Genomic DNA, 16,755 nt, shown 5'->3' on the forward strand with positions numbered 1-16,755 from the left:
ATGAGTCGCCCATTCCGCCCCCTCCGGAAGCCGCTCTCGAAACTCATCGCTCAGGTGTCTCGGCGCCATAAGCAGCCCGCGCGCGCCATGGCGGAACGCTCGGCGTTTCGCTTCGAAGGGCTTGAACCACGCATGCTGCTCTCAGCAGATCCATTGAGTGTTGCCGCAGGCAGTGCCGCGGATATGCAGGTGCGCATCGTTGAGGAAAATAACGAGAAGATGATTCAGGTCGTCGATCGCAATGGTGAGGGCGACGATGGCGGCGCTCAGGTCATGGGCGAAGCAAAACTCGAGGATCTGAAAAATCGAGCCGCTAACGATGTTGATGGTGGCGATATCCAGATTACCGGCAGCGACGAAGGCGATAGCTTATCGTTCGATCAGTCGGTGTTCGATTATGCGGACAATGGCAGCAGCTTCGATGGGCTTCTGATCACCTTCGATGCGGGCGATGGCAACGACACCCTGGAAACGGCGAACAGCGGGGGGCTGTTCGTCGATTTCACCGCTGGTGACGGCGAGGATTTTCAGGATCGAGTGGTTGGCGATGCGGATGGGGCGTCGTGGACCATCGACGGCGAGGGTAACGGCCACAACGGTACAAAGGATAATAAAGGTAAGATCACCTTCAAGGGGGTCGAATCAATCGATGCCTCGGCGGGTGACGACCAAGCGTTATATAGCCAGCTCGATGAGAGCCTGGATATCTGGCGGGTCAACGACCGGGAAAACGTCTCGATTGCCAGCGTGACGCTGGAAGGCATCGACAAGCTGTTTGGCAGCAATAGCGCCACGCTCAGCTATGAAGCGTACACCGACGACGCGACCGTTGACTTAAAAGAGGGTGACGCCAGCGGCTTTACTAGCATTAGCGGCTTCCGGGATCTCATCGGCTCCGCGGGCGACGATATTCTTATAGGTAACCATCTAGACAATGAGATCAATGGGGGCGCCGGTTCCAACCTGCTGATCTCAGTTGGCGGCCAGGACACCTTCGTAACTGGCCAAGACGCCGACGATACTTACTTGATCGATCGGGACAGCGGTGATTTAACGCTCAGCAGTGAAAACGGCAAGGCCACGCTCACGATCGGTGACGACGGCAATAGCATGTCATTTAACGCGCAACCCAGCGAGATCATTCTGGGTGCGTCCGGTTCTTCGGGGCAGACCCTCGATGCTTCCGACTATAAAATGGGTGGAGTCACCTTCCAGCTACGCGGTCAGGACGTAAACGCCATTGGCTCCGACCAGGACGATCTCTTCGTGCTGGCGTCCAACGGCAGCGGCCAAATACAAGGCAACGGCAATAGCGGTGACGGCGACAAGATCAAAGTGCAAGCCGATCTCGATATGACGCTTGACGACAGTGAGCTGTCCTTCGGCACCGCGTCAGCGGCCTACACCTTCGACGGCATCGAGATGGCCACGCTGATTGGCGGCGATAGCGATAATACCCTCGATGCCAGCGACTTCTCGGGCGATGTGCGTCTGGAAGGGCGTGGTGGCGACGATACGTTGATCGGTGGTAGCGGCAATGACCTCCTCGATGGCGGGGTCGGCAACGATACCCTGGAGGGCAACGGCGGCGATGATGTCCTGTTCGGCAATGCCGGCAATAACACCCTCACCGGTGGTGGCGGTGACGATACCGTCATGGGGATCGGTGACGGGTTTGTTGATCTCGATAATAACCAGCTTGTCCATGCCGACCAGTTGGAAGAGCAGACCCTCTCTTGGGATGGCGAGCTTGATAAAGCCCTCAGCTTCTATTTTGATGGCGACGTCAGCCAGATCGAGTTGACGGCCAACGCCGAGGCGCTGGAAATCCAGCGGGCCATTGAGAGCATTACCGGCATTGGCGATGGCAACGTCCAGGTGTCGCGATCTTTCATTGAGGATGATGATGGCAATCATCAAGCGGTCGACTGGACCGTGAGCTTCGTTGGCAAGTTCGCTGAAGAAGAGGCTGACCTGGCGCTGCTGGGCGTCGCCGCTGTCGGCATCGCCGCCGGAAACAGTGCGGTGGTGAAAGCCAACCGCAATGTTGCGCGAAGCGTAGGCACCGACACCCTCACCGATACCTTCAGCAACGCCATTCTTCAGAGCGATGCCGGCAGTGCCACCCTGGATGCCAGCGACTATGAGGGCAGTGTTTATCTTGAGGGTGGCAGCGGTGACGATACCCTGATTGGCGGCCAAGGGGAGACCACCTTCAATGCCAACGCCGGGGATAACACCCTGGTAGCCGGTGGTGGTGAGAATACGATCACCGGTGGTACCGGCGAAGATACGCTGCGCCTGAACCTCTCGGATAGCATCGCAGGCGTCACCCTCGACGGCGAGTCTTTCACACTGGAGGACGAAGACAGTAACGAGACGCTCTCAACCTACACAGCAATCGATAGCGTTATCGTGATGGCCGATGAAAGCCACAGCGGCGATATCGAGGTCGACGCCAGCGGCTATACCGGCGTGGACGGCACCACGGCGCTGGCTGATATCCTGTCGTCTGATGACTTCGAGGCGGTGTTCTCCGCCGAAGACGATGGCCAGACCATCGACGATGAGAATGGCGAGCTTCAGGGCGCCTTGTCTTTGGATATCCAACTGAGCAATGGGCAGGAAACCACGGTGGCGCTTGATGGCGCGCGGACGCTGGGTGACCTGGTCGATATCTTCAACGCGATTGAGGGAGTCGAATCGCGCATTGAAGGTGCCCAAGGCCGCTGGATTGTCGAGGACACCACCAACGGCGAAGGAAGCCTGGGGGTCACACTCCCCACCGGCTCGGCCGTGGAGACGCTGGCCGATGCTCTGGGTATGTCGCTGGATAACGGCACCTGGCAGAGCAACGCCTTCCAGACGGGCGGCATCGACATGCAGATGCTGGGTAGCGGCACCTACACGCTCACCGGCAGCGGGGGTGACGACCGGTTCGAGCTCGGCGGAGCCGCTGAACACGATATCAGCGGGGGAGACGGCAGCGACACCCTGATCGTCACCCACGATGGCGATACGACGCTGGGTAATGGTGAACTGGCGTTCAACCCTGATGACACCGACAGCCCGGTCGCCACCTACAGCGGCATCGAGGTGGCGGACTTGACCGTTGCCGAGACGGCCGACAATGCGGACGTGGATGCCAGTGGTTTCAAAGGCGAGGCGTTGCGTTTGGCGACGTCGTCGGCGGGCACCTTGACGGGGTCTGATACGGCAGCGACGAATTTCGACATCAATGTTGATGAGCTGCCTGCCGATGCGGTCACGGTCAACGCCAGCAATAATGGCAATAACCGGGTGACGGCCATGAGCTCCCCGGTTGACGATGGTACGGTCACTGATCTGGACGCCTTTGAGACCGTCAATTTCAATAGTGGCAAGGTCGACTTGGTTTATGGCTGGTCGGATGACGTGACGGTGCAGGTGACCAAAACCGGTATTGATCACGACATTACCCTAAAAGCCACCGGCACGCTGACGCTGGACGGTACCGAGCTTAGCACTAGCGGTAATACGATCACGCTCGATGCCTACGGCGTCAATATACTGAATAATACCCGCATTACGTCCAACGGCGGCGATATCGTCGTGATGGCAAGTGACATCAATATTGATGGCGGCAGTGATGGCGGCTCAATGATCAATGCGGGCAGCGGTGATATTGAGCTGCATGCCCAACCCACCGGGTTTTTCAACGGCACGCCCGCCAATGGCTTTGTCGATGTCGGTTACTTCGATTTGTCGGTTAATATCGGCGATGCCGAGCTACACGCTCAGGACATCACGATCGATGCCCGCGTTGTCAATCCCGACCGGTCGCTGTACGAGGCGAATACGGGCAATGTCGTACTGGATTACGGCCTGAACAAAGCCCTGAGTTTTGTTGAAGGTCTGTCATTTTTTGGCAGCATTTCGACCCTGATTGCCGATACCAACATCACGATTGGTAGCGATGCGCTTCTCGATGCCTCGCAAGACATCGATATCGACGGCGAGATCGAACTCTCCTCGTCGGTATCACCGGATAAAGCCATTGGTATTGGCGTCTCCGTCAGTACTATTATCGCGCGTTCCAATATCGATATCAGCGGTGATCTGAAAGCGGGCGATTATGCTGACTCAAGCACGTCGGGCGATATCACCATTAATTCGAGGGTGGATACAACGCAAGCCGTTTCTGCCGCGCCGGATGGCAAAGGCGGGTTTGCCGGCTCGGCAGCGGTCAGCGTGTTGATCACCGAATCCCGGGCCATGGTGCGAGACGCAGCGCGCATGCAGGCGGCGGGCAACATTGTCGTCGATGCCCGGACGGTGGATCGCAATAACACCTCGGCCACGTCCGCGTCCAAAAAAGGCAAGGTCGGCATTGCGGTCGCCGTCAACGTCGAAAATGGCACCACGGAGGCGCAACTGGCGGGTAATATCCAGGCGCGTGGCGATGTGAACGTCAATGCCGAGACCCGTAAGGAAGGCATCTCCGGCACCTACTTTAAGTATATTCCCAAGACCTCGAATGGCGTATCCGCCAGTGCGGGCACATCGCCGAGCGGGCCAAACGGTGTGGTCGCAGGGCTGGAAAAAAGTTACAAAAAAGCCAAGGGAGCGCCCGGCGAAAAGGTCACGGACACCTTGATGGATCCCATCAAGGAAAAAATAGGCGGCTGGGCAGGCAAGGTGGGCGAGAAGCTCAAGGTCGACAAGATAGCCAAGAAATTTTCCAGCGGCGAAGACGGCGAAACCGTCGATATCGCCGCCGGTATTGCGGTGTCCGTGGATATCAATCATGCCGATGCGCGGATTGGGTCAGATGACGACAGCCAGCGCACAACCGTCGATGCGGGGGGCGATATTCAGGTCGATGCCGTGAGTAGCCACCGCCCGAGCGTCAACGCGTCGGGGTCTGCAGCCAAGGACGACTCGGCCGGTAAGAAGAAATCGAAAGGCCCGCTGGATAAAATCAAGTCGACATTGCTCAGCGGCAGTGATACCAGCGCCTCCGCCGAGGGCGACACGAAGACAAAAGCCGAAGACAAGAAAGACGACAAAGATAAGCCCGATGAAGACGCCAAGGTGGCGGTATCCGGGGCGCTCAGTGTCGCCTATCTCGACAACCATGCGCATGCCAATGTTATGGGGAACGTCGATCTTAACGCTGACCAGGCGATTTCGGCCAATGCTGAAAGCCTCAATGAAGTGGATCTTAACAGCGTCTTCGGCGCCAATCTTTATACGTCCATTAAAGACTTCTTCGCCGATGAAGAGGAGACGGTCGATCACCTGAGTACCGCCGATGGCGATACATCGGTCGACAAGGATGACACCGTCCTGGTGGACAAAGATCATAGTGCTGGCGGCCAAGCGGGTAACGTTTATAAGTTCAAGGGTGATAACACTACCGATATCGCCTTAGGCGAAGAGGATTTTGGTGACGACGACCGCTGGGAAAAACTAGGCACTCCGCTTGAGCAGCAAATCCAGAAATTGACCGGTACCATCACCGGCTATCTGACCAGTAATTTCGGCCTTAACAGCAGCTTTGACAGCTGGACACAGGCGACGGCGTCGGGCAAAAAACTGGCGATTGCCGCGGCGGCCAATGTGTTCCTGCTCAACCAGGACAGCGAAGCGCGCATCCGCGAGGGAGCTACGGTGAACCTGGGCTCGGGCGTCAACGTTAACGATGTCGAGCCTCAGGATGGCCAGGATGTCTCCGTTACCTCGCGTAGCGTGAATGATCTCTTTACCGCGGTTGGCAACCTCAAGCTTCCGGGGCTTGGCGGAGCTGGCGAATTCAGCAAGAAGTGGAAAGATGCGCTCGTCAAGAAACCCGGGCTTGGCAGTAAGGCCGACGGTGGTGCGATTGGGGCGGCGCTGACCGCGAACGTGCTGGAAAGCCAGTCCAACGCGATTATTGAATCCGGGGTCGACCTCGTCGCCGATAGCCTGGATGTCACCGCCGATAACGGCAGCCTCGCACTGGGCATTGGTGCGTCTGGCGGCAAGGCTGGGAAGGTGGGTTTCAACGCCTCGGCCGTGGCGAACGTTGTCCAGAACCAAACCTACGCCACCATCGGCAACGATGTCTCTCTGCATATTGGCGATGGCAGTGTGGATGGCAACACCGACAACGCCTTGCGGGTCGCTGCCAACGACGATAGCTACTTGATCAACCTGGTGGGTGGCATTGCCAAAGGGGGCGGCGTGGGCATCGGCGCGTCGGTCGGGGTGACGGTACTCGACCGCGACACCCACGCGCTACTCGGCAGCGACGACGGTCGTAGCGGCTCGATTGTGGTGGATGGCGATACCTTAGTAAGCGCTCACAACGGCGGCGTGGTCATCGATCTGGCGATTGCTGGCGCGAGTGCCGGTGGCAAATCCAGCGAGTCTGGGTCCGGCGGTAGCTCGGGCGACGATCCCGGTAAATTGCCCAATAACCAAGCCAAGTACGACGACGTCCTCGCCCAACTCAATGGCAAGCTCGGAAAGAGTGGTGGCGGAGGCCAGAGTAAAAGTGGCGTCAGCCTGGCCGGGTCGGCCATTGTGCATATTGGTAATGACAACACTTCAGCGACTGTGCGTGGTTACGATGCGATTAGCGTTGAGGGCGACATGACGGTTGCCGCCAATGACGATACCCACCTAGGAGTGTTGGCTGGCGGTGGGGCGCTCTCTAAGGGCAAGGATAGCAAGAGCGTGGCGATTGCCGGTGCCGCCGCCGTTGTCGTCCAGGAAGGTGATACCCAAGCCATCGTCGAAAACGTGGGGTCGTTGAACACTGGTGCGTTGGCCATCGACGCCGAGCGTTCTGGCTGGAGTGTGGTATCGGCGGCAGCGATGGCGGTATCGACCAGTAAAAAAGGCACGGGCGTCTCTGGGTCGGCCAGCGCCCTGGTATCCTTGCGCAGCGTCAATGCGCGCATGATGACCATCAATGAAGGAACTCTGGGTGAGCTCAGCATTAATGCCCGCGATGCGGCCAACAACCTCCTGGTGGCGGGGGCGGTCTCCGCCGGTGGCCAGGCGGGCGTAGGGGGTGCCGCGGCCGTTTCCTTCATCGATCATGATATCAAGGCCACGGCCGAATCCCTGGGTAGCGATTGGTCTGGCGGCGAAACCCCGGACATGACCGTTGAGGGGCTTCAGGTGGCGGCCGATAGCGATTCCCTAGTGGTCTCTTTGGTCGGCTCGGCGGGCGTGGCCTATGGCAGCAAGGGCGCGGGGCTTGCCGGTACCATTGGGGTCAACATCGTGGCCAACGCGACCGAGGCCAAGGTCAAAGACACCTATCTGGCACTGACCCAAGACGCTGATGGCAATAGGGGCGATGTATCGGTTGCCGCCAACGACCGGGCCAGCATCTGGTCGCTGTCCGGTGCCGTTGGGGCGGGGGGCACCGCTGGCTTGGGCGGCGCCATCGCCGCCAACGCCATCGGCCAACCGTGGGATAATCGCAGTCATATTACCCAGGCCGTGTTGCAAGATAGCCGACTGGCAGAGGCTAACGATGTCACTGTCTCGGCCACCAGTACCGGTCTGATCCGCACACTTGCCATCGGCATCGGCGCCAGCAAGAAGGTGGCTGGGGCCGGCAGTATCGCCGCGAACCTGATCGACAAGAATCTCAAAGCCGAAACCATCAATACGCGGTTGGACGACATCTCAGGCAATGTAGGGGTCATCGCCAACGATACCACCCAGCTCATCTCGATTGCCGGGGCAGCCGCCGGGGCGGGTAAAGTGGCGCTCGCCGGTAGTGTCGGCGTCAACTTCGTCACCAATAACCAGGTGGCGCGTATCAGCGGTGGCGTTATCGATGCCCAAGGTGACGTGCTGGTAGATTCAGCTGCAGACACCCTCTTGGTGTCCGTGGCGTTTGGCGGCGCCGCCGCCGGTAAGGTCGGTTTGGCGGGGGCTATTACGGTAAACACCATCGCTGGCCAGACCCTGGCGGAGGTCAAAGACGGGGCTGTCATTGATAGCGGTGACGACATTACCGTTCAGGCCCAGGACAACAATCGGGTGGTGGTAGTGGCCCTAGGGGCGGCTGGTGCCGGTACCGTGGCCGGCGGCGTTTCCGCCAGCACGACCCAGTTGGACAATGCCATTGTGTCGCGTGTCAACGATGCGGTGCTGGACGCGGCCAATAACGTAAGTGTTCTGGCCGGTTTGGCGGATGACAAGAATCGCAGCAAGTTCGACCTGGCCGCGGTTGGCGTGGATGTCGATCTGGCCACTTACGGCACTGGCAGCGCCGACGAAGGCGACGAAGATGTCGATGCAGGCGAGGCCGGGCTGGCGTCTCGTGACACCGATGATCTTGACATGTCGGCGGGTGTTATCAACATCAGTTTCGCCGGTGCCGGAGGTGGTACGGCGGCGGGCGCCGGTGCCGTGGGCCTCAACTGGCTGCGCAACTCCGTGCGCGCCGAGGTCTCCGGGGGTAGCCAAATCGACGCCGGTAACCAGATCAAGGTGAGAGCCAACGATAATTCGGCGCTGCTCAACTTTGCCTTTGGTATCGCCGGGGCGGGAACCGTGGCTGGCGGGGCGGCGATTTCTTTCAACTATATTGGCGGCGACCCCAGCAACCCTTCTCGCAGCATTCAGTCCGAGTCCGATGAGGGCACCGATACCTCACAAGACCTGTTCATGGTCGATACACCGGAGGAAGATCAGCCCGAATTTACGATCGGCGAAGTGGCCGCCGTGGTCGATGACGCCACCTTGAACGCTGAAGGTAACATCCTGGTGGATGCCCAAGCCAAAAGCATGCTGCTGAACTTCACCGCAGGCGGTGCGGCCGGTGGCACCGTGGCGCTCTCTGGCTCGATCGGCATCAACTTCGTCAAGCACCAGGTCAACGCGCAAATCAGTAACGGGGCATCGGTCGAGGGGCAAAGCATCAAGGTTATCGCTGGGCTGGCACCGATTGCCGTCAACGTCGCGGGTGCGGCCAGTGGTGCCGGCACGGTGGGGCTTGCCGGTGCCTCGGCCACCACGGACTTCAACTCGACGGTACAGGCGCAGGTGCTGGGCGATACGACGACCCTGACGGCGCTCGACGGTGACATTGACGTCGACGCCAAGCTGCGCAAGGTCACCGAAGGCGTCTATGGAGGGCTTAGCGAGGATAATATCAAGCAGGCTGACGACGAGGAAACCGGCAAAACGCCGGCCGACGCGCTCGATAAGGAGGCGCTCGCTGACGCCGGCATCGATACCAGCGATGCGCCGGATCTGCCTACCCCCACCGAGGCGGGCGATCAGATATTCACCGTCGCCGTCAGCGGTGCGGCGTCGGGCACCGTGGCGATTGCCGGAGCGATGTCGCTCAACTGGATGCGCAGCACCGCCGAAGCGGTGGTGCAAGGGGCAACCCTCAACGCAGAGCAGGGGGATGTGACGATTTCCGCTGCCGATAACCTGGGCATGAATGCCTTCACAGTGACCGCCGCTGCTTCCGGCTCTGTATCAGCCGCAGGTTACATGGCCTACAACTACATAGGCGGCAATCCCGGCAGTAGCGGCCCGGATGCCACCAACGTGGTCAGCGCGCGTGTTGAGGAAAACGCCAGCATTCTGGCCGAGAGCATTGGGGTTAATGCGTCATCCAATTCGGCGATCAGCGCCTATACGGTGGGGGCGTCGGTATCCGTCTATGCGAGCATAGTGGGCTCCACATCGCTTAACTTTACCCGCAAGGACGTGGAAGCTAGCGTTAGCGATTCTGTCCTCACGGCCACCGTGGGTGATATACGCATCCATGCTCAGGACACCAGCTCGATTATTTCAGCCTCCGCGCAGCTCTCGGTGGCCGTCTATGGCGGTAGCGTGGGGGTCACGGTGGCGCACAACGATATCGCCAATACCATTGAGGCGAGCTCGACCAACGCCCAGTTGATCGCCGAGCAGGGCAGCGTGATCATCGACGCTGACTCGTCGTCGATTAACATGAACCTGGTCGCCGGGGCCAGCTATGGCACCTTCTTCAGCGGCGCGGGCAATTCCGGCTCGGCGTTGATCAACAATAATGTTAATGCCTTCGCCGAGGGCCGCAGTCAAACGGCCCAGGACGGCGAAGCGGACATCCAGGCCTATGACAACGTACTGATTCATGCCGATAGCAGCGATCGTAATATCGTCGTGACCGGCACGATTTCAGGCGGGCTGGTGTCTGCCGGTGCCGCCGTTGGGGTCGACCTGATGGGCACCAACACGCGTGCCTGGGTGGGAGATCATGATAGCGACGGTGAAGGCGGCGGTATCCGCATCTATGCCGGGGGCCACCAGCCTCTCGCGGTCAGAGATGGGTGGAACGGCGATAATTTCACCACCCAAACCGCCGCCGGTGTGGCGGTTCTGGCCACCAGCCGGGCGCGCTTAACCAGCTATACCATTGCCGCTGGCGGTGGTGGTGTTGCAGTGTCTGCCAACCTGACAACGGATGGGGTCAGCGGCCTTACCCGGGCGGTGATCGGTGATGCCCGCCTCCGCAGTGAGGGAGACGTCATCGTCAGAGCCCTGCACGTGGCGGAAGGCGATAGTGGCGGCGGCGCCGTTACGGGAGGCCTCTTTGTGGCCCAAGGGTCGGTCGACACCTCTCTCTTGTCACACGCCACCTCTGCCGTTGTGTTGGGTAGCGGCGACCAGGCTGACCCGGATATCCATGCCGACGGCGATGTCCTGGTTCACGCAGAAAGCGACCTATACCAGATGAGTACCGTGGTTGGCATCGCTTCAGGCGGGGTTGCGGCAGCGGGGTCCGCCAGTGCTATCGACGCCAGCTTGACGACCAAGACGCGCATTGAATCAGCGTATATCAAGGCAGACAACATCACGGTTCAAGCCGCCAACACCTCCAACCTACGGTTTATCGTCGGTACGGGATCCGCGGGTGGGGTCGCCGCCGGGGCGTCACTGGTGGTGGGGTTGCTCAACCCGGTCACCAAGACCGATGTGCTGGGCAGCCAACTCATCGCGGACGGTGACATCCTGATCGATGCCGACCAACATACGATCAGCCGGATCACCGCCGCGACCGGTGCGTTGTTTGGGGCTGTTTCTGTGGCGGGCACTGTGTCCGTTATGGTGGCCAATGCCAAAGCAGAAAGCTATGTGGGGGATCTGACCGATGATAACGGCGATGTTCTCCAGACTAGTGTGCTCCAGGCGGGTAATAACGTCGATGTCACGGCGACAACGTTTACCCAGGTGAACCCCTGGGATAACCCGGGTGAGCATTTCATTGGCTCTTTGACGGTCGGCATGGCGGGTGCCGGGGCCTCGGTGGATGTCATGGTGCTGCGGGAAACCGCGCATGCCACCCTGGGTGACAACACCACGGTCAACGCAGGCGGTGATATCACTGTGGAAGCGGATATCAAGCGCGATCTCACCTCGAATGTCATGGCGTTTGCGCTGTCGATGGGAGGCTCTTTCAGTGGTTCCGTCTCGGTACTTAGCCTCGGTCAAGGGCTCAGGGAAAGCAGCCGCAGCGAGTTCGGAGACGTCGGTGAGCTCATCGGCGACACCTTTGGCAATGCCAGTAGTTATAAGTTTGCCGATGAGGTCGAACCGGATGATGATTACGAAGAGGGCGAATATGATACGGAAATCGAAAAATCCGATGCAGGCTCACAGGGCAGCCGTGATGCCACCAATCAGGCACTGACTGACTTGGAAGTGGCGCCTGAGTTGCCGGATGCCGGAGAGGCCGAGGCAGGCCAAACCATCGGCGATGCCGCCGCAACGGTTGGGCGAAACGTCACCCTGGAGGCAGATGGCGATATTACCATCGACGCCGACGATATTCTGGATACCGGCATCATTACCGGTGCGGGTAGCGTCGATATTGGGGTGGCAGCCGTCGGCGCGTCGATTTCCGTGTTCGACAACTCCACGGCGGTCTCTGCGACCATCGGCCGGGGTTCCGAGATAGCTGGCGACGAGGTGTCGGTGGCCAGTGAGTTTACCGGCAACGTCGATCAAGGGGCTTATGGCGGTACCTTCAGCCTAGGCGCTAGTATCGCCGGGCAAAGCGCAACGCTATTCGATGACACCCAGCAACTTGCCTACCTGGAAGATGGCGTGACGGTGTCCCAAGCGAGCCGTTTGGAGATCACCGCCCATGCCGAGCGTAACTACACGCTTGAAGTGGCGGGCGGGGCCATTGGCAGCATCGCTGCGGGTATCTCCGTGAGTATCGTCGAGATAACCGGTGGCACCCAGGCCTACATTGGTGAGAATGCCGTTCTGGGTAATATCGGTGATATGGGAAGCGCCGGTACGCCCGGCGAGTTGTCGTCGATTATCGATGACATCACGGTGTCGGCAACCTCCAACGATAATATCGATGTCAAGACAGTGGCCGTGGGTGTGGGTGTGGCCGCCGGTGCCGGCATCGAATTGCAAATCACCCTGGAGAATGCCGTTACCGCTTACCTGGCCGAGGACACCAGTACCCTGGCTGGCCGCGTGGCCATCGAAGCCTATCAGACCCCGGACATCAACGCCGAGGTCATTGGCGTCTCCGGCGGGGGTGGTGCCGTTGGGGTTTCCGGCTCCTATATCACCCTGGATAGCGATATCGAGGCCTGGCTGGGTACGCCGGATGGCAGCGCTGAGGGGCTTTCGCTGACCGCCGAACAGCTGCGGGTTGAAGCGGCGCTGAGGCGGCCTGATGGCGGCGATACGGTAAACGCTGAAGCCACCGGTGTCAGCGGTGCCGTGCTGGGCGTGGATGCCTCCTTCCTGAACCTCACGGATACGACGCGTGCCATTGCCTCCATCGGGGCCTCTGCCTCGGTCACGCTGATGGCCCTGCCGGCTTATCAGCAGCAGCGCCTGAAAGCGCTGAAGGAACAGCTCAGCGAAGATTATATCTATGCCGATGACGATCTCTGGGATGACGTGAATGAGCCCGAGAACCCGGCTGATTCACTGACCCTCGACGACCTGCCGGCGCCGACGGTACAGCTTGGCGTCGAAGCCCGCCAGGAGAGCCGCCTGGTGGGCGACCTGGGCAGTTATGCCGGCGGCGGTGTCGTCGTGGGTATGGCGCTGGCCAGCCTTGATCAGCGCACTACCACCGAGGCGCGCATCGATGCGGGTGCCGTGGTCGAGGTCAATGGTGCCGATGCGGCTGATGACAGCGTCGGTTCTCCAGTCTCTGTGCTTGCGTTGACCGAGCAGGTCACCCGCCTGCACACCGAAGCGATTGCCGGTGGCTTGGGCGCTGGCGCCGGGGTGGAAGTGGATATCGTTAGCCAAGGGAGCGTGCACACCAAGGTTGGCACTGGGGCCAGCGTCAAGGTGTTTGACAGCGACGCCACGCTCTCCCTGGCGGCAACCCAGACGCTGGACGTCGACGGCACCCTGCGCGCCGTTGCCGGCGGGGTAATCGCCGGCGCCGGTGCCAATGCGGATTATCACCTGGCACCGGACACCCAGGTGTTAATCGGCGATAACGCAAGCCTGTTGGCGGGTGAGATCAGCGCTAAAGCCACCGCCAACGTGCTCAAAACAGCGGTAGCAGGCGCCGGTGACTACAACAGCGATGGCGAGGTCTACGGCCTCGCCGCCGGTGGTGGTGCCGGCACGCTGATGACGGTTGAAACCGATACCCGAGTCGAGGTGGGCAACGGGGCTAGCCTTAACGCATGGAAGGACATCGGCAGCGGCGATATTCACCTGCGCGCCGTCAACAGCATCGACGTGCGCGACCAGGGCAGCCTGATTGCCGGTGGCCTGCTCACCGGCGGTGGCATGTCCACCGAGATCGATGCCGATAACGTCAAGGCCACCGTGCTGCTTAACGACAACAGCACGGTTACCGCCCAGGGCGACCTTTTCCTGGCGGCCAATACCACGGCCAACCTGGCAGCGGTCATCTACATCGATTCCTATGCCGGGGTCTCGGTCAGCGTCGGCACTTCGACGGTGAGCATTTCACCGCGCAACCTGGTGCAGCTCGACGGGTCGAGCGTCACGGCGCTGGACACCGCCTGGCTGATGGCCGGGCGCAACAGCGACCAGATCAGCGACGCCTACCGCGTGGTGGCCACGGTCGACACCTTCTCGGCCAGTGCGCTGCCGATTGATGATGTCAATGCCACCAGTGACCTGCTGCGCAGCAACGAGATTACCGTGGGGGCCGGGTCTGAGGTGCGAACCCGGGGCGATATCAATCTGCTGGCGGAGGATTATGACGGCGCCGCCATGCTGGCCCGGGCCAAGGCGGTCAACTGGGTGAATGCCGCCGTGGGGGCGATCGATGCCCTCCTGGGCGGGGGTGGCACCGAGAATACCGGCGGCACGTCAGAAGCGGTTGCCAACGGCACCGTGACCATTCACGGCGAGTTGGAAACCGGGCTTGATCGCAATCAGCGATTGGTGATTGGTTTTGCCGACGACGTTTCACTGGCCGATATTGAGAATGACACGCTCACCTTGGATGAGCTGTTCAAGGCCGTGAACGGTTTTGACGACATCGGCTTTAGCCTGCGCCCCGGAGGTGTCGAAACCAACCTGTTCGATGACCTCAAAGAGGCCCGCGAACGGCTGGAAACCTACCTGGGCGTTGGTTCCGCTAAGGTGGTCAATGCGTTCCGCGCCGAGGTTGAGCGCATCGAGCAGAAACTCATCGACAAGGGTTGGTTCGAGGAGGTCGACGGGGAAACCGTCCTGAAAAATCCCGAGATCATCGAAATCGTCCTCGACGATATCGACGCCACCGCCGGGCGCATTGACGTGCGGGCCGACCGCCTGGTCGGGGAGGGCAAACTCACATCGCCCAAAGGTTCTAACGTCACGGTGGTCAACAAAACACCGGGCTGGATCGTGGTCAACGACATCACCATCCCTGAAACCCTGGGTGGGCTTTACTTCAACGGCGTGGAAATGGTCGACAATGACACCATCGCCGACGCCAATAACGATAACGTCGAGCTGCCCGAGCAAACGCTGGATCTGGATTACCAGGGCGACCCGGCATCAGCGCCTACGCCGACGGTTACCATCGTCAACACTTATGCCAACGTGCCAAGCGAGGCGTACGGCGCTCAGATTCGCGAGGCGCTGGGGGTTGGTGAAAACTTCGAGCTGGTTACCAGCAAATTCGACCGTGACGCCACCCTGTCCAGCATCAAGGTCCAGGGCAATATCTATGCGCCGTTGGCCGATGCCCTGATTCTGGCCGGTAAGGATTTCGAGCTGAACAATGACGCCGAGTCGATCCTCGATGGTGACGGCGCCTCCATGGTACTGGGTTCCCTTGATTTGGCGGCCGATGACAGCATCAATATCAGCGGTGTCAGTCGTGCCACCCTGGGCGAGCAGCCCTACAAAACCATCAAGGCATTCACCCAGGGGTGGACGGCCAATGCCGGCGTTGAAATCATCGATATTGAGGAATGGATGCCCGATTGGATGACGGGCTTTTTAGAAAAGATCAACGAGCGCATCAAAGCTAATGACCGCACAGACGATATGTTTGCGGCCTTGAAAGACAACACTCGCGGCCAGCTCACCGTGGCGCGCAACATCAATATCGAAGCCGATCTGATCAACCTCAATGGCAAAATCAAGAGCGGTGTTGACGAATTCGATATCGACATTACCCACGACGATGCCGACATTATCCGCCGCAACCTGGCGCGGGGTGAAAGCAGTGCTTTCCGGCTGGTAGACGCCTCTCGGCGCAGCGGCGTGGATATCGGCTTTAATCCCGAAACCATGCAGATCGAGCTCACCGATGCGGTGGTGGGCGGGGGCAATGTCACCATCGATGGTCGCCTGATCAATACGGGGGCGGGGCAAATCGAGGTGATGGCCGGCTATGGGTCGATCGACGTTGACAACCAGACCGACTACGCGCTCTCGCTGGGCGACCTCAACGTCGAGAAACAGGGGGATGGCAACCTCACGCTGATTGATCGCGAGCGTGATTCGGGTGACATTATCAGCGAAGTGCATGTCTCTCGGCAGGCGAACGGTACCTTCCTGCTGGATCAGGATGGTGACGAGTCGACCCACACCCTTGCTGAGATGCTGGACATGGATCTCAACTTCCTGCCCAAAGCGAATACTCGCTATGCCTTTGAGGTCATGCAGGTCGATGAGTCCCGCAAGACCTACACCCTCAGAACCTCGGAATGGTTAGACAGCGATGTCTTGGCAAAAGACCCCCCCGATGACTACGGCGAGTCTACCCAAATCCTCGAGAAGCAAATGCTTCCAGAAGGCGATAGCGACAAGGGCTATATCTATCAGGGTGATGGCAGCAAGAATGACTATGTGTTCGACAGCGCTTCGACGAATAGACAGAATTTCCCTGACAAACCGGGTGATGGTGTTCGCTATGTCGGCGCCGAGGGCGAAGACGACGCCATCAAACTGAGCGACGACGAGTACGTCGATGAAGGCTATTACTACACGTCGGGGCTTAAGGAAGTGAGCTCGACCTGGTACGGCACCAAGACCTACGAGGTGACGTTGACCCGCCGAAACATCGAGTCGGTTCGCTATAGCCATGACATCGCGGCGGATAACGCCGTGGGTATCAGCTTCTTTGGCGATGAACAGGGTCGTATCAAAGTCGATTCCGTCGGCGACATCGTCCTGGATGGCGACGTGATGGCGGGAGCGAATGGCAGCGTCAGCCTGACAAGCGATGGGCGCATCATCAACGGTGCCGACGATACACCCTCGGTAAGCGGAGCGGACATCACGCTGGACGCCGGCGACGGTATC

Annotated in this window: 1 protein-coding gene (cut by a window edge); it reads left to right on the forward strand. The window is 59.9% G+C overall.

Features of this window, described 5'->3' with window-relative positions; genetic code table 11:
- Nucleotides 1-16,755, forward strand: partial view of a calcium-binding protein gene (locus BLR97_RS03890; protein WP_170832974.1) — the 5' portion only. 10,110 nt of this gene lie beyond the right edge of the window; the window shows 16,755 of its 26,865 coding nt (coding positions 1-16,755); its start codon is at nucleotides 1-3; its stop codon lies beyond the right edge, outside the window.

Origin of the sequence: Vreelandella arcis (assembly GCF_900103865.1) — a bacterium.
Taxonomy (GTDB): Bacteria; Pseudomonadota; Gammaproteobacteria; order Pseudomonadales; family Halomonadaceae; genus Vreelandella; species Vreelandella arcis.